Source organism: Bacteroides hominis, from assembly GCF_033042785.2.
Lineage (GTDB): Bacteria > Bacteroidota > Bacteroidia > Bacteroidales > Bacteroidaceae > Bacteroides > Bacteroides hominis.
In genome coordinates this window covers 1,874,575-1,889,152 of the sequence record NZ_CP178829.1, presented here as the reverse complement: position 1 = coordinate 1,889,152, position 14,578 = coordinate 1,874,575, and the positions used below count along the sequence as shown (strand labels likewise).

The following is a 14,578-nucleotide window of genomic DNA, read 5'->3' as shown; positions in this document are numbered from 1 at the left end:
AATGGCAAACGTATACCGGGATTAGTGCCCCCGGGAGTAAGAGTAAGGCAGATCCGTCTTCAGGGTGCCACGGCGGAGATCGGGCACACTATCCATGGATAATACCAGTTCTCCTCCGGAAATAAGTTCACGGTGAGTCAGGAAATTACGGGTAAACTCGCTGCCATTGAGCAAGGCTTTTCCGATATAGCAGTTTGCGGGACTGTTTCCCTCTGCCTTCACAATGAAATTTTTTCCATGGGGCAAGTGTAACGTCAGTTTAGGGAAAAGCGGACTCCCCATCGCATATTCCGGCACACCGGGACAAACAGGATAGAATCCCATGGCCGAGAAGACATACCAGGCAGAAGTCTGTCCGTTATCCTCATCACCACAGTAGCCTTTGCTGCCGGAGTTATAGAGTTTCCCCATCACTTCTCGAACATGTTGCTGGGTCTTCCAGGGCCTGCCGATATAATCGTATAAATAGATGGCATGTTGCACCGGCTGGTTGCCATGTGCATATTGTCCCATATCAAGGGCTACCATCTCGGCTATCTCGTGGATAACAAAACCATAGGTGCCGTAATTGTAGGTGTTGGGAGCTGTAAACATGGAATCGAGACGGGCTGCCATCGATGCGTGCCCTCCCATCAGTTGCGACAGCCCTTCGGGATCGTGAAGAACGCTCCAGGTCCAGTGCCAGGAACTTCCTTCTGTGAAGGGACCTCCCCATTCTGTTGCATCAAAGCGGTCCCTCCACCGCCCTTGGGCATCTTTCGCCCACATAAAGCCATGTTCGGGATAATAAAGATTCCGGTAATTCAAGGACTTGCGATAATAACTGTCGGCAATCTCCTTCTTCCCGATGGAAGCGGCAAAGCGCGCTACACACCAGTCGGCATACGCATATTCAAGGGTTTTAGCGGTAGCCTCATGCACTTCGGGATAAGGAACATAGCCTAAACGATCATAATATTCAAATCCGTCACGGCCCACCGAACTGATCTCCGGATGCACGGCCCCAGTCTGATGGATCATCGCTTCAAGAGCTTTCTCCGGATTAATGGTACGAATCCCTTTTGCCCAAGCGTCTGTCAACAAAGAGATGGAGTTATTGCCAATCATACATCCACGGTGGCCGGGACTTGCCCACTCGGGCATAAAGCCACTTTCATCGTAAGCATTGAGAATGGACTGGGTAACCCTTTCGGAAACCTCCGGATATAATAAGGTGAACAAGGGATGGACTGCACGGAACGTATCCCAAAAGCCATTGTCGGTATACATGTAGCCATCGTGTATTTTTCCGTTATAAGGACTGTAATAAACCGGTTTCCCCTGAGCATCGAACTCATAGAACTCACGGGGGAAGAGCAATGTCCGGTAAAGACAGGAATAGAAGGTGCGTAGCTGCTCTTCACTGCCGCCTTCCGCTTCAATTCGTCCCAGATAGCTGTTCCACTGTTTTCGTGCTTCTTCCTTCACCTGGGCAAGGCTCTTTCCTCCCACTTCCCGGCTGAAGTTGATAAGTGCCTGTGAGGGACTTATAAAAGAAGATGCCGTACGGACGGTCAGCCTTTCCCCCGCCGGAACGTTAAACTTGAGGTAAGCACAGGTATAATCACCCTCTACCGTCTGTTGGTGATGCATCAGCGTATCCCCGTCGTATACTCCTTCTTCTGTAATGGGATGGCTGAACTCTATCCGGAAATAGTTGGCAAAATTATCGGGTACTCCGCCATTATGATTACGTGCCACACCGGTTACACACCGATTCTCCTTGTCAATCGCCAGAGCACTTCCACCATCATAAGCATCTACCACAATATATTGGTCGGACTTCTCCGGGAAAGAAACTTCAAATACCGCTCCGCGCGAAGTCGCGGAAAGTTCCGTCCGGGTACCATCCGCAAACGTGACACCATAACTATAAGGAGTCGCTTTCTCCTGAGTGTGTGAGAAAGGCACGGCCCGTTCTTTATGATTCAGCTTCAGTTCGCCGGACAACGGCATGATAGAGAAAGTTCCGTAATCGTTTATCCACGGACTGGGTTGGTGGGTCTGGCGGAATCCCCGTATCAGGCTGTCGGTGTACATATACATCCAGCCACTTCGATTCTCCCCGGTTTGCGGACTCCAGAAATTCATTCCCCAGGGAACTGCTACGGCAGGATAGGTGTTCCCATGCGAAAAGGCATAAGTAGACTCTGTCCCCATCAGGGGATTTACATAATCGACAGGGCTGAAAGGTACTTTTTGTTGTGTACACGAAGCCAGCAAAAGGGCTGCACTAACGATAAGGGTAATCGAAATATTCTTCCTCATAGCTCAGAAATTGAATTTTAAACAGGGTAAAGGCTTATTTACCCTTTGCATTTAATTTATGCTGCGAAGCTAATGAGGAAGGGTTAGAAGGAGGGTTAATTCCCGGTTAACCCTCCAGAGAAAAGTCATTAACCGGGATTATTTTCTTCTTACAACCTGCAAATTGGATTGCCGTGCATAACCGATCCGGAAATTCAGGGGCTTGGGATCGCCCAACTGATAGGCATCTCGCAACTCCGGCTGAGAATATTGCGAGAAAGCTGAGATAGGTTTATAAAAGGTACCGTACAAAGTAACCGTCCACATCTCCGGGTCGAAACAGGACAACGGGATGGAAGAGTCGTCTTGTATTACGGCAGATGATTTCCTGAGAATCGTTTCACGTATACGGGAAAAAGAAGGCTCATGCATCAGGTACGAAGCCGACTTGACGAATGTTGCGGTAGCCTCCGTATCAAAACGGTCCATAAATGCCTGTAAAGGCTTATTGGCTTGCAACCCCTCGTTACTGATATCGGTACAGAAATAATAAAGAGTCTGTAACCGGGAAGTGCCCGGACGGAAAAAACAAACTTCCATTCCCGTACAATCTCCATTCCGGATGGTATCTCCTTTCCCGACTTCAATAAGATCTCCGGCTTCTGATAACCGGACCTCCTTAATACTGACTATCTTCCTGTTTCCCCTGGCCATCAACAACGAATAGATGGGAACTACCCCGTCAATGGTATCATTGGCCAACTCTTTGTCCATATCATTAAAAAAACTCAGGTTGAGTACATCCGACACAGCGTTTTGATACAAACGGTAGGTTTCGGCAGAAGGGTGTTTCACCTTCGGCGCACTACCGGCGGGTTCCAATCCGATCAGCACATAAGTATCCATTTCTGGAAAGAATGCATTGGCAAACAGAAAGTCAGGCCCCCCAAACGGATAGAACAGTGTATGGCAACGGGCGTTGATATCTTCCAGTTCCGTCTGTGAGAAAGCTACCACGCGGGGAGCCGTCTGCTGAAAAACGTTCCATATCTGATCCATGTAACGGGCATGGTTCTTCCATTCTTTCGTCTGGGTCAGGGCATAAAGCTTCCCGCTTTCTTTATCAACCGGCAAGCCGGCAAGCACACAAGACGCGTCATTCAAGACTTTATCGGGAATCAACTTCACTGAGTCATTGGACGCAATAGCCGTTCTGGAAGTTTTTTTACCTGTATTGCCGGAAGGAGCCGTTCCTTGGCAACAAGTAAGCAAACACCCCAACATAAAAGAGAGTAATCCGATTCTTACACAATTAGTTAGTTTAGTTTTCATTTCATTCTTAATAATCCTTTTCGTTTGCCAGATTCCAGACATTAAGGAAAGAGGCTTTAGATATTTCAACCACTTTATCCCAATTCAGGCGGTCGGCATGATCGGAAGGTTGATGGTAATCGGGATGTCCATCCGTATGATACCAGATGATGGGAATACCGACTTTGGCAAACGATCCGTTGTCACTTCCTCCCACCGGTTTGTCCCAAGGACGATAATTGGGTTCCAACTGTAAACCGTACTTTTTAATGTCTTCCTTCAACCAGCGGCCGAAAGAAGGATTGGCCTCAGTATAGAAATAAACCACATGCTTAGGTTGTTGGGGATTATTGTTACGACCAATCATATCAAAATTCAGATATCCTTTTATCTGCTTGATGAACGGACACTCCTGCACAAAGTATTTCGATCCGAGGAGTCCCTTCTCCTCTCCGTCCCAAAAGGCAAAGATCACATTCCGTTCCGGCTGCTGGCCACTTGCCACAAAAGCCTTGGCTATTTGCAGTACGGCCGATACTCCGGAAGCGTTATCATCGGCACCATTGTAAATCTGGTCGCCGTCCAGGGCAGGATCAATACCCAAATGGTCAAAATGCGCACCGACAATCACATACTCATCCGTCTTCTTTCCGGGAATCATACCCAATACATTATTCATTGACAGTTTCTGATGTACCACTTGTTTCAGTTTGGCTATCGAGTCCGGATGCACTTCCAGACGTCCCTTCTGCTGGCGTTCCTTGCGATAAGCATCGAACGGCTGATAGTAGCTTTCACCCAACGGGCGGACTCCCATCTCTTTCAGTAGGGAAACGATGTACCGGGCAGCCACACGCGAACCGTGGAATCCGGCTTCACGTCCCTGTAATTCATCATCGGCCAAAAAGCCGATATAAGCCTCGGCAGCCTGACGGTTAATACTTTTCAGCCCCTTTTCGACCGGGGTCTGGGCACACAAAGTAGTGGCGACACACCACATAAAGACAGTAATCAGGTGTTTTCTTTTCATGATCGGGATGTTTCTGTTTTAGTTCATTTAGCACATTGCAAGGACAAATATACGGAATAATACAAATTAATAAGTACCTTTGCGAAAATTTGATTCGTAATTATGTGGATACTTATAGTTGGTCTGGTGTTGCTCGCCATCGTGGCAATGATTGCCGGGTATATCCGCAACAAAAGGCTGCAAAAGAAAATAGATAACGGGGAACTGGACAGCTTCCCGGAAGTAAAGGAAGTCGACGTAGAGTGTTGCGGACAGCATGAAGTTTGTGAACGGGACAGTTTGCTGGCTGCCGTCAGTAAGCAAATAGAGTATTACGACGACGAAGAACTGGATACATTTATCGGCAGGGCCCCCGAAGAATATACACCGGAAGAAGCTGATAAATTCCGTGATGTCTTTTATACCATGCAAGACACCGATGTAGCCGGATGGGTACGCAGCCTGCAACTGAGAGGAATCAGCCTTCCCGATGAAATAAAAGATGAAGTCTTTCTGGTAGTAGGCGAACGGAGGATACATCCTTAACCCGCCCGTCTGCCTCACGTTCCTAACAGCTGAACCGTATGGATTTACTACAATATACCTTTTTTCAACACGCTCTCCTGGGAAGTCTTCTGGCAAGCATTGCCTGTGGCATTATCGGTACGTATATCGTCACTCGCCGCCTGGTATTTATCAGCGGAGGTATCACCCATGCCTCATTCGGCGGCATTGGACTGGGACTGTATACCGGCCTCTCTCCCATTCTTTCGGCAGCCGTCTTTTCCGTCTTATCGGCTTTCGGAGTAGAGTGGCTCAGCAAACGAAAAGACATGCGTGAAGATTCGGCCATTGCCATGTTCTGGACACTGGGTATGGCATTGGGAATCATGTTTAGTTTTCTGTCCCCGGGTTTCGCTCCCGATCTTTCGGCCTACCTGTTTGGCAATATCCTCACCATTACACAGACCGACTTGCTGATGCTGGGTATTCTTGCCATCCTGCTAATCCTGTTCTTCACCTTGTTCATCCACCCGATTATATACATCGCTTTCGACCGTGAGTTTGCCCGTTCACAAGGAATCCCGGTAGTAGTATTGGAATATATCCTGATGATGTTCATCGCCCTTACCATCGTTTCCTGTCTGCGCATGGTGGGGATTGTACTGGCTATTTCGTTGCTGACCATCCCACAGATGACGGCCAATCTGTTTACCAACAAGTTTAAACGCATCATCTGGCTGTCGATTGCCATCGGTTACCTGAGTTGCCTGGGAGGTCTGCTGATCTCTTACCGCCTGAATGTGCCTTCGGGAGCATCCATCATTTTCTTCTCTATTCTTATCTACATTGCATGTAAAATAGGAAAGAGCCTTTTCAGAAAGAAACAATAAAAACAACATATAAGTATGGAAATCAAGATTCAATCACTGGAACAGATTCACGAAGCTGCCCGCGAGTTCATCTCTGCCATAGGCGATAACACAGTCTTTGCACTCTATGGAAAGATGGGGGCAGGTAAAACGACTTTCGTCAAGGCACTTTGCGAAGAGCTTGGAGTGTCGGATGTTATCACTTCCCCAACTTTTGCCATTGTTAACGAATACCGTTCGGACGAAGGCGGAGAACTGATTTATCACTTCGACTTCTATCGGATCAAAAAGTTGAGCGAAGTATATGACATGGGGTATGAAGATTACTTCTACAGTGGTGCACTTTGTTTCATCGAATGGCCGGAACTGGTAGAAGAACTGTTGCCGGGAGACGCCGTAAAGGTTACCATCGAGGAACTTGAGGATGGAACAAGAAAAATAGTGATTAACGACTAATCATCCGAGCAATGGCCCCTCAATATTTTGTTCAGGGAATATTTGCCATCGCAGGGCTTACCGCCCTGCTGGCATCTATACTCAACTGGAACTGGTTTTTCACTGCCCAAAATGCACAACTGATTGTACGGAATGTAGGCAGAAAACGCGCCCGGCTGTTTTACGGACTGCTGGGAATCATCATGATAGGTATGGCTGTCTTCTTCTTCCTCAATACGCAACCTGTATCAGAGTAACTGACGGGATTTCATTTCCAGATATTTGTTGATCACATCAATTGACAGTTTATCAGGAGTTGTAAGCAGCGAATAAATGCCATGCTGCTTCAAAGTAGACACAATCAGTCGCTTCTCAAACGCAAACTTCTCTGCGATAACATGTTGGTAATACCCTTCGGTTGTCTCCGGTTTCCCGGCAATATATTCTTTCAGGTCGGCATCCTCAAAGAATACAACCAACACCCTGTGCTGTCTGGCCAGTTGTTGCAGGTAAACCAGTTGCCGGTTCAGGCTGGTCATGTTACTGAAATTGGTATAGAGCATCAGAAAGCTACGTTTATTCACATGCTTCCCTAAATGCACACAAAGGGCGGAAAAGTCCGTTTCACCAAACGTTGTTTCCTGTTTATAGAGATTCTCAAGAAGAGCCTGCATTTGTCCGACTTGCTTGGAAGCAGGGACGAACGTATCAAAATGCTCGTTGAACGTCACCAACCCGGCTTTATCGTCTTTTCGCATGGCTACATACGAAAGCACCAAAGAGGCGTTGATGGCATAGTCCAGCAACGTCATACCACGAAAAGCCTGCTGCATCACACGCCCTTTATCAATCACGCTGTATATCTGCTGACTGCGCTCGTCCTGATAAACATTGACCATCAACTGATGGCGGCGTGCACTGGCCTTCCAGTTTATAGTACGGTAATCATCTCCTTTTACGTATTCTTTGATCTGTTCGAATTCCGTCTGATGTCCTGCCCGACGAATACGCTTGATGCCTAATTCGGTCAGATTATCACTTATCGCCAGCAATTCATATTGATGAAGCATCAGGTAAGAAGGGTATACTTTGACGGTTTCGGACTTACCACACGTAAACCTTCGGGATATTAATCCGATCCGGGTGGTTGAGAAGACACGAATAGATCCGAAACCGTATTCTCCCCTATGGGTCGGACGTAGTTGATATGTCACTGTCTTCCCTTCGTTAGGCTGAAGAGACAGTTCAAAATGAACGTCTCTCTGTTGAAATATGACGGGCACTTCATCGATCACTACCAGATTCACGGGATAGGGATAACGGCTTTCGATACGTAAACTGACATCATTATCATCTCCGTTAGAGAAACGCCCGGCGCATTGACGGAAGGCCCGGATACCGTTGGTACGATACAACAGATACCCGTCGAAGGCCAGGGCGAGCAATAGCGCAACCAACCCTAACTGCCCGATGATGAACATAGAGCCGAACAGATATCCGCCACCTAACAACAGGATGACGACAAGGACGAATATGTAAAAACGTTTGGTCAGGAACATAATTATTTAGGTACTTCCACTTTATCAATCAAGCGCTGGGTTACCTTGACTGGCGAATATCCTTCCATTTCGGCTTCTGCCGTCAGAATCAGGCGATGCTGCAAAACGTAGGGAGCCACAAACTTAATGTCTTCCGGAGTCACAAAATCACGCCCCTGCAAAAGTGCATAAGCTTTGGCAGACTGCAACATAGCTACTGAAGCACGGGGAGAGGCTCCCAAATAAACAGCTTTACTGGTACGGGTCTGTTGGGCAATCAAAGCAATGTACTGAAGCAGAGTCTGATCCACGAATACCTTTCCCATCAGCCGGCGAAGAGAAAGCAGCTCCTCACTGGTAATCACCGGCTTTATCTCCTCTAATTTCACCAATGCAGCATTGGTATGGTGGCGTTCCAGAATGCTGACTTCTTCTTCAAGCGACGGATAATCCATGGTAATCTTCATCAGGAAACGGTCAAGCTGGGCCTCGGGTAACTTATAGGTTCCTTCCTGCTCCACAGGATTCTGTGTAGCCAGAATGGTATAAAGTTCTCCCATCCGGTAAGTCGTTCCGTCAATGCTGGCTTGACGTTCTTCCATTACTTCAAAAAGGGCAGACTGGGTTTTGGCAGGAGCACGATTGATTTCATCTACTAATATAACATTAGCAAAGACAGGTCCCCGATGAAAATCAAATTCATTGGTTTTCATATTGAAGACGGTCGTACCCAGAACATCACTCGGCATCAGGTCGGGAGTAAACTGTACACGGCTGAAATCAGCATCTATCAGGCGCGCAGTAAGACGGGCAAGTAAGGTCTTGGCTACTCCCGGCACTCCTTCTATCAAAACGTGACCGTTAGCAAGAATAGCCGTCAACACCAGGTCGACAGTACGTTCCTGCCCCACAATAACGGAAGCAATCTGACTTTTCAGTTCCTGTATCTTCTCTGAAAAAAGAGTCAAATCGGTACGCGGAGCTTCTTCTCCATGCATATCATTCATATTTTCTTCCATATTCTTTTTATTTATCAAATTCATATTTCTTTTCTTTCCAGCTATTTTTCCTCCGCCAAAGGATCAAGATCGAGGCTTTTCTATCTCATTCATTCCATCAATCAGGTCTTTCATCAATGTCTCTCCGGCCTCCTGTTCCCCACGTACCACAGGACGAAGTTTACGGAAAAGATTTCGGACTTTCACCTCTTCATTTCCCGTCTTCCGCGCAATCCGGCTGCACAAGACATCATCATTACCGTCATCTTCTACATCCACCTGTATGTTCCGCCGCAAGCTCTCGGCAAAATAAGTGAACTTTTTACGTACAAGATCTGCATGATTCTTTTTTTGATAATAAAGTATGCCAATCAACTCCGTAAACTCAAGGTTACGGTTGGCCGGCTCACGAATCACCGGAATGGCCCTTTGCCTCCTACGGGCAGTAAACACCATGAACAGCACCAATACCGACATTGTCAGATAGAGTGCCCACTTCAGAGGACGTTGGGAAAGAAAGTAGCGGAAAGGAGATTCTTCAATCTGCGCACCGGCACCATAAGCCTCGGTACGAATTACGGGCAACCCTTTCAGATGTGAAAGCAAACGGAAAAGATAGGCTGCATTATCGCCATCGAGCATCCCATAGTTAGTGAACAGCAAAGGCGTAGTGACCAAGACAATCTCTCCCCTCCCGAACGGACGGCTGATAGCCACAGGCGGAAAGCAATCCGGTAAACTGTCATTGAACATCTGCATGGAATCGATCCGGCTCGTAGCCAACGGCAGAGACAACGAATCATACTTCGTGAAATAAATACCGCATAAATGCGGATAAAAACGGAAAGTACGCTTATCGTATACCGCCGAATCACCGATCCAGAACACACTGTCACGTTCCAACAGATCGGCTGCATATTCTTTTAACCGCCTCGGATTGAAATAAGCATACGAATTATTGAATCCCAATGTATCAGCCAGTAACGGACTAAAAGAGGAACTGGCTATCAATATCTTGTTTCCCCTACGGGCCAGATCGAGTAAAGCACTGACATCCGCCTTCACCAAATCCAGATGCTGAGTAACGACAAGAATACTTTTCCGGGGGCTGCTGTCAGCAGCAAACTGATAGAATGTCCTGCGCGAAAGTGAATATCCATCCGGAAGCGAAGACTTTAAAACATCATCAAATACAGCCCCTCCCAATGGCTGGTGATCATGTTGCCCGAAAGTCGGGTTCCAGACAAATTTCTTCGGCAGGTGATACTCAACCACAAACATGATCAGCAAAAAGAGAACTATCCCAATGATAAACCAGCGGCTACCTCTCATTCGATACCTCCTTTCCATATCTCGGTTTGCAAGGACAACAATTCCTCAAACAGTGGCTCGGATGCAGCAAAATTGCCATAACGCACCCTCAGGAAACCATTTGTCAAACGCCTGAAAGAGCTGCGAAGTGCTTCCTGTTTTACCTCATAAATATATTCTGTAGGAGTTTTATAGGGCTGCCAGTCTATCCGCCCCTCATCACTCAATAGTTTCAAGGTTTGCAAATAAAGCAAACGAATGGATTCCCGGTAATCTTTACGTTCCATGGCACGCTTTATCTCAGAGTCAAAATCAACCCCGTAAATAGTATCTTCATGGACACTGTAGTTCACAGGCCCCCTGCGTGAACGCATAAAAAGCTCGGGACGTTTTTTATAAACAAACCAAAGGATCAACAACAAGATCAGAATGGCAATGACAACCAGAATAATACCGGAATACTCCTCCGCAAAACGACTTCCGAAAATGGCGCGCAGTAACTTAGAAAGCTGCATACTGAGCCAGCCGAAGACATCAATCTCAGGTGTTATCAGTTCCCGGTTGTAGTCATAAGCCGGATTGGACTGCCAAAAGGCAACTCTTACGGTATCACAGACCAGAGTATCAGCTTGCAAAGTCATCCAAAGAGTTTAATCAAAGTTGCTCAAATTTATCTATCTCGCTTTCTACCGAAATACTGTCTACCACTTCACTGGCATGCCCATATTGATATACTATACCAATTAAAGAAAATATCATAGAAAGATAGGCTCCAAAAGTTTGGATAATGGCCAGCAGATAGACCATAAAACTATATCCGGCGGAAATAGTTAACTCATTCTGTGTATCGCTCAACATAAAGAAGTATTTCACAATAGTAGCAATGTACCACGGAGTCGTAGTAACGCCCTGCAATACACTGGAGATCAATCCCATGACTAAGGAAACGCCAAAAACACCTCCCCATGTGGCAAACCCCAGACGGAAAGTTTTCTGGAAAGCAGCAAAGATGCCGATCTCCTCAAATAAGTAAATTGGAGTAAACAAGGCCAAAGGCACTGCACAGGCAATCAGCAGCGGAATAGTAAGCAAAAGTGTAAATGGAGAAGCTGCAACCAGAATCCCTATAACAATACTCACTGCTATAATCAGAACTATATAAAACAGTACCATAACCAGCAGACGTTTTATATTCTTGAACAGAAAAGGCTTCAGATCGGCAAAAGTGACACCTGCCAAACGTTCTTCACGCTGATTATAAATCTGCATCAATCCGTAAACAATGGAAGTCAGTAAAATAGATCCTACCAAATAACAAAGAAACATCAATCCGTAATTGACCCAAAATTGTGCACCTATCGCTTCCAGAGGATTGGCTCCGGTCTCTTTGGCAGCTGCAAAGCCCATTGTTCCCCCCATGATTCCATTCATGCTGATAGCCTGAATCAGACATAATGGCAGAATCAAATAGGTACTGAACTTCAACATCGGCTTCCAGTTCTCTTTTATAAAGTCCATGGTGGCATTGAGTTTGTCACCAAAAGGACGCTTCACATATAAAGCAATTTTAGGTTTTTGTGATTCCATGATTTTTTCTATTTGGTAAATAAATATAGTAATAGATAATAAATGCCAGTGATAAAAGAATAATGCTCAACCGCAGAAAGTCAGGCAATTCAGTATGGCGTGTGATAAACCCCTCAATGAATCCGGCCATAACAAAGACAGGAACCGTACCCACTATAATCTTTAGTCCTTTCTTGGCTCCGCGCATAAAAGACTCTTTGCGGGAGTAAGTCCCGGGAAACAGCCATCCGTTTCCCAATGCCAATCCCGCGGCACCGGCTACGATAATAGCCCAGATTTCCAAAGTTCCATGCAGCCAGACAGCAAGCATCGATTCTCCCAACAGGCCATGCTTAAAAAAGAAGGTCTGAAAGGCCCCGAGCATTACTCCGTTATTAAAAAGTAACCATCCTGTCCCAAAGCTGGTGAGCAACCCCATTGCAAAGACATTGAAAGAAACCATGATATTATTCAAAGTAATGCCCAAAAACATAGGAACTTCATCCGAACCGTTGTATACAGCCATCGGTTCACCACGCGCTATGTTATCGAGCGTCATATCCACATAACCATTCCCCAGAATCAGACGGACGAAGTTATCATCATTCGCTGCTGAAACAATACCCACCAATACACTGGCCAAAAAGATCAGAGCCGAAATCAACAGCTCTTTACGAGCATGGTACATCGTTTGTGGAACCTCTTGTGTCCAGAAAGTAAAAATACGGGTCCATTTCTCCTTCTTATTGCGATAAAGCACATTATGGAGGGCCGAAGCCAGGTTATTCAGATAAATAGTAATGCGGGAAGACGGATAATGAGTTTGCGCAAATGCCAGATCGGCAGTAAGTTCCGTATAAGCATCGGCAAGACGGTCGGGAGTCAGTTTATCTGCCTGCTCCACCACCTTCTCTGTCTCTTTCCATTTTTCAATGTTCCGACGTATAAACGTTACCTCTTTCATTTAACTCGTTGAATTCCGGATAAGTTTTGTCCGAAACCGGAAGCAAAAGTAAGAGAATTATGATATATTTGCAACCGAAACCAAAAAATGTTTAACCAGAAATGGCAGAATCGACTATCATCACAGGACAATTCGTACGCATCAGTCAGGTACCCGCCAGCCTTGGCGAACGGATATTGGCTCGTATCATCGATTATTTCCTGCTGTTTATCTACATTCTTGCCACTTCTTATGTATTGGGGAAACTCAATATACACGCTTTTTCCGGAAGTACTTTTTTCTTGTTGTTCCTGTTTATCTATCTGCCCGTACTATGTTACTCGTTACTTTGCGAAGTTTTTAACCAAGGACAAAGTATCGGAAAAAAGGTCATGAATATCCGTGTGGTAAAAGCAGACGGTACGACACCCAGCCTGAGTGCATATCTGCTAAGGTGGTTGCTCTATGGGATAGACGTAACTATTACCGGAGGATTGGGGGTACTGGTCATACTATTAACCAAAAACAGCCAACGTTTGGGCGATCTTGCGGCAGGAACAATGGTAATTAAAGAGAAAAATTACCGCAAAATACAAGTAAGCCTTGATGAGTTCGATTATCTGACCAAAGGATATCACCCCAGTTTTCCATTAGCCGCCGATCTGTCCTTGGAGCAAATAAATGTGATCAGTAAGGCGTTAGAACTGCATCATAAGGACCGGGCAAGGCATATCTCACAACTGGCACCCAAAGTTCGTGCACTGCTTTCTGTAGACCAAACAGACGTAAATGATGAAAAGTTTCTTCAAACCGTTGTAAGAGACTACCAATACTATGCGTTAGAAGAAATTTAGTAGATCTTATTTCGTAAAAACAGAGTAAGCCGGACTTTTATTCATCCTATTTTCAGGCAGATATCCGGACTCCTATACACATCCGATACTTCCGAGGGCCGAAAAACAAAATGTATTTTTAGCAGGAGGAGAGGAATCAAGACAAAGTAAACTATCATACATATATGCAACAAAAGAGCGTGCAGAAGTGTTTCTGCACGCTCTTTATCTTTTGGTTTACGAAGACTGGCTTATTCCACCTGTCCCAGAGAATTTCCGTATTCCATTTCTCCCTGCACCACAAACAAGATTTCTTCCGGGTCGTATTCACCCACTTCATCTTTCTTGGCTTCTTGCACGATATATTCCACTACCTGCTCCAGATCGATGTCTACATAACCGTCAGCATCGGGCTGAGCATCAAGGATTCCGCTTTCAGAGTAATACTCATCGATCAGATCGAGGAAATAATATAACTCGTCTTCTGAGAATTTATCCTTCAACTCCTGAGGCAAATAGTTCCGGATGAACTCGATGGTCTTTTCATCATCGGCATCACTTAACAAAAAATCGTCTTCCAGTCCCATAAACAAATATTTTTAATGAAAGTATATTATAATAATTTCTCAACTTTCTCTACGAATGCAGGTTTAGCTACGGCACCGACTTGTTTATCCACTAATGCTCCGTCTTTGAAGAAAAGAACCGTAGGAATGTTACGAATACCGAATTCTGCAGGAAGATCAGAGTTTTCATCTACATCACACTTACCCATAATCACTCTTCCTTCATATTCTTTAGCTAACTCGTCGATGATAGGACCTACCATCTTACAAGGCCCGCACCAGGGAGCCCAAAAGTCAATAACAACCGGTGTTCCTTTTGCAAGGATTTCCTTAAAGTTGTTGTCAGTAATCTCTAAAGCCATTTCTTTAATTATTAATTGTTAGTTATTAAGTATCCATCACTGTTATG

Annotated in this window: 16 protein-coding genes; 5 read left to right on the top strand and 11 right to left on the bottom strand. The window is 45.6% G+C overall.

Annotated features, from left to right (window positions below):
* Nucleotides 1-21: 21 nt before the first annotated feature.
* The 3 genes from R3O62_RS08050 to R3O62_RS08040 all read right to left on the bottom strand — a co-directional run bounded on the left by R3O62_RS08050 (nucleotide 22) and on the right by R3O62_RS08040 (nucleotide 4,627).
* Nucleotides 22-2,307, bottom strand: a complete 2,286-nt coding sequence (locus R3O62_RS08050) for a GH92 family glycosyl hydrolase (RefSeq protein ID WP_005810519.1) — start codon at nucleotides 2,305-2,307, stop codon at nucleotides 22-24.
* Between the two features lie 138 nt (nucleotides 2,308-2,445).
* Entirely contained in the window at nucleotides 2,446-3,618 is a 1,173-nt protein-coding gene (locus tag R3O62_RS08045) for a hypothetical protein (RefSeq protein WP_032536928.1), read from the bottom strand.
* Between the two features lie 7 nt (nucleotides 3,619-3,625).
* Complete coding sequence (locus R3O62_RS08040; protein WP_005775424.1) at nucleotides 3,626-4,627, bottom strand: M28 family metallopeptidase; 1,002 nt, start codon at nucleotides 4,625-4,627, stop codon at nucleotides 3,626-3,628.
* A 102-nt stretch (nucleotides 4,628-4,729) separates the two neighbouring features.
* On the opposite strand from R3O62_RS08040, the gene R3O62_RS08035 reads away from it, so the two are divergent.
* The 4 genes from R3O62_RS08035 to R3O62_RS08020 are packed head-to-tail and all read left to right on the top strand — an operon-like array spanning nucleotide 4,730 to nucleotide 6,671.
* The gene (locus R3O62_RS08035) at nucleotides 4,730-5,152 is read left to right on the top strand and encodes a hypothetical protein (RefSeq protein ID WP_005775423.1); all 423 of its coding nucleotides are present in this window, start codon (nucleotides 4,730-4,732) and stop codon (nucleotides 5,150-5,152) included.
* A 38-nt stretch (nucleotides 5,153-5,190) separates the two neighbouring features.
* The gene (locus R3O62_RS08030) at nucleotides 5,191-6,000 is read left to right on the top strand and encodes a metal ABC transporter permease (protein WP_005810522.1); all 810 of its coding nucleotides are present in this window, start codon (nucleotides 5,191-5,193) and stop codon (nucleotides 5,998-6,000) included.
* A 15-nt stretch (nucleotides 6,001-6,015) separates the two neighbouring features.
* The gene (tsaE, locus tag R3O62_RS08025; RefSeq protein WP_317472956.1) at nucleotides 6,016-6,435 is read left to right on the top strand and encodes a tRNA (adenosine(37)-N6)-threonylcarbamoyltransferase complex ATPase subunit type 1 TsaE; all 420 of its coding nucleotides are present in this window, start codon (nucleotides 6,016-6,018) and stop codon (nucleotides 6,433-6,435) included.
* Between the two features lie 11 nt (nucleotides 6,436-6,446).
* Nucleotides 6,447-6,671, top strand: coding sequence for an immunity 17 family protein (locus R3O62_RS08020; protein ID WP_005775420.1), 225 nt, complete (start codon nucleotides 6,447-6,449; stop codon nucleotides 6,669-6,671).
* Here the strand turns inward: R3O62_RS08020 and R3O62_RS08015 are convergent.
* From R3O62_RS08015 to R3O62_RS07990, 6 genes are all read right to left on the bottom strand, one after another.
* Nucleotides 6,663-7,973, bottom strand: coding sequence for a DUF58 domain-containing protein (locus R3O62_RS08015; RefSeq protein ID WP_032529901.1), 1,311 nt, complete (start codon nucleotides 7,971-7,973; stop codon nucleotides 6,663-6,665). The genes R3O62_RS08020 and R3O62_RS08015 overlap by 9 nt on opposite strands.
* A gap of 2 nt (nucleotides 7,974-7,975) precedes the next feature.
* Nucleotides 7,976-8,971, bottom strand: coding sequence for an AAA family ATPase (locus tag R3O62_RS08010; RefSeq protein WP_032529920.1), 996 nt, complete (start codon nucleotides 8,969-8,971; stop codon nucleotides 7,976-7,978).
* A gap of 63 nt (nucleotides 8,972-9,034) precedes the next feature.
* The gene (locus R3O62_RS08005) at nucleotides 9,035-10,282 is read right to left on the bottom strand and encodes a DUF4350 domain-containing protein (RefSeq protein WP_317472962.1); all 1,248 of its coding nucleotides are present in this window, start codon (nucleotides 10,280-10,282) and stop codon (nucleotides 9,035-9,037) included.
* Nucleotides 10,279-10,902, bottom strand: a complete 624-nt coding sequence (locus R3O62_RS08000; RefSeq protein WP_195341394.1) for a DUF4129 domain-containing protein — start codon at nucleotides 10,900-10,902, stop codon at nucleotides 10,279-10,281. Before R3O62_RS08000 ends, R3O62_RS08005 begins: the two co-directional genes overlap by 4 nt.
* A gap of 13 nt (nucleotides 10,903-10,915) precedes the next feature.
* Entirely contained in the window at nucleotides 10,916-11,848 is a 933-nt protein-coding gene (locus tag R3O62_RS07995) for a hypothetical protein (RefSeq protein WP_005775414.1), read from the bottom strand.
* Nucleotides 11,829-12,791, bottom strand: a complete 963-nt coding sequence (locus tag R3O62_RS07990; protein WP_032529899.1) for a stage II sporulation protein M — start codon at nucleotides 12,789-12,791, stop codon at nucleotides 11,829-11,831. The genes R3O62_RS07995 and R3O62_RS07990 overlap by 20 nt, the downstream gene beginning before the upstream one ends.
* A gap of 101 nt (nucleotides 12,792-12,892) precedes the next feature.
* On the opposite strand from R3O62_RS07990, the gene R3O62_RS07985 reads away from it, so the two are divergent.
* Nucleotides 12,893-13,624: an RDD family protein gene (locus R3O62_RS07985; RefSeq protein ID WP_005775397.1), complete on the top strand. Its 732-nt coding sequence runs from the start codon at nucleotides 12,893-12,895 to the stop codon at nucleotides 13,622-13,624.
* Between the two features lie 230 nt (nucleotides 13,625-13,854).
* On the opposite strand, the gene R3O62_RS07980 is transcribed toward R3O62_RS07985, so the two are convergent.
* Nucleotides 13,855-14,190 (bottom strand): hypothetical protein, encoded by a 336-nt coding sequence (locus R3O62_RS07980; protein WP_005810535.1) that lies wholly within the window; start codon nucleotides 14,188-14,190, stop codon nucleotides 13,855-13,857.
* 26 nt (nucleotides 14,191-14,216) lie between these two features.
* Nucleotides 14,217-14,531 carry a thioredoxin gene (gene trxA / locus R3O62_RS07975; RefSeq protein ID WP_005775395.1) on the bottom strand — a complete coding sequence of 105 codons (315 nt, stop codon included), beginning with the start codon at nucleotides 14,529-14,531 and terminating at the stop codon, nucleotides 14,217-14,219.
* Nucleotides 14,532-14,578: the final 47 nt, after the last annotated feature.

Excerpts from the sequence above, each read along its gene's own strand:
- R3O62_RS08050 (WP_005810519.1), bottom strand. The coding sequence starts at position 2,307 with ATGAGGAAGAATATTTCGATTACCCTTATCGTTAGTGCAGCCCTTTTG.
- R3O62_RS08045 (WP_032536928.1), bottom strand. The coding sequence starts at position 3,618 with ATGAAAACTAAACTAACTAATTGTGTAAGAATCGGATTACTCTCTTTT.
- R3O62_RS08040 (WP_005775424.1), bottom strand. The coding sequence starts at position 4,627 with ATGAAAAGAAAACACCTGATTACTGTCTTTATGTGGTGTGTCGCCACT.
- R3O62_RS08035 (WP_005775423.1), top strand. The coding sequence starts at position 4,730 with ATGTGGATACTTATAGTTGGTCTGGTGTTGCTCGCCATCGTGGCAATG.
- R3O62_RS08030 (WP_005810522.1), top strand. The coding sequence starts at position 5,191 with ATGGATTTACTACAATATACCTTTTTTCAACACGCTCTCCTGGGAAGT.
- tsaE (WP_317472956.1), top strand. The coding sequence starts at position 6,016 with ATGGAAATCAAGATTCAATCACTGGAACAGATTCACGAAGCTGCCCGC.
- R3O62_RS08020 (WP_005775420.1), top strand. The coding sequence starts at position 6,447 with ATGGCCCCTCAATATTTTGTTCAGGGAATATTTGCCATCGCAGGGCTT.
- R3O62_RS08015 (WP_032529901.1), bottom strand. The coding sequence starts at position 7,973 with ATGTTCCTGACCAAACGTTTTTACATATTCGTCCTTGTCGTCATCCTG.
- R3O62_RS08010 (WP_032529920.1), bottom strand. The coding sequence starts at position 8,971 with ATGGAAGAAAATATGAATGATATGCATGGAGAAGAAGCTCCGCGTACC.
- R3O62_RS08005 (WP_317472962.1), bottom strand. The coding sequence starts at position 10,282 with ATGAGAGGTAGCCGCTGGTTTATCATTGGGATAGTTCTCTTTTTGCTG.
- R3O62_RS08000 (WP_195341394.1), bottom strand. The coding sequence starts at position 10,902 with ATGACTTTGCAAGCTGATACTCTGGTCTGTGATACCGTAAGAGTTGCC.
- R3O62_RS07995 (WP_005775414.1), bottom strand. The coding sequence starts at position 11,848 with ATGGAATCACAAAAACCTAAAATTGCTTTATATGTGAAGCGTCCTTTT.
- R3O62_RS07990 (WP_032529899.1), bottom strand. The coding sequence starts at position 12,791 with ATGAAAGAGGTAACGTTTATACGTCGGAACATTGAAAAATGGAAAGAG.
- R3O62_RS07985 (WP_005775397.1), top strand. The coding sequence starts at position 12,893 with ATGGCAGAATCGACTATCATCACAGGACAATTCGTACGCATCAGTCAG.
- R3O62_RS07980 (WP_005810535.1), bottom strand. The coding sequence starts at position 14,190 with ATGGGACTGGAAGACGATTTTTTGTTAAGTGATGCCGATGATGAAAAG.
- trxA (WP_005775395.1), bottom strand. The coding sequence starts at position 14,531 with ATGGCTTTAGAGATTACTGACAACAACTTTAAGGAAATCCTTGCAAAA.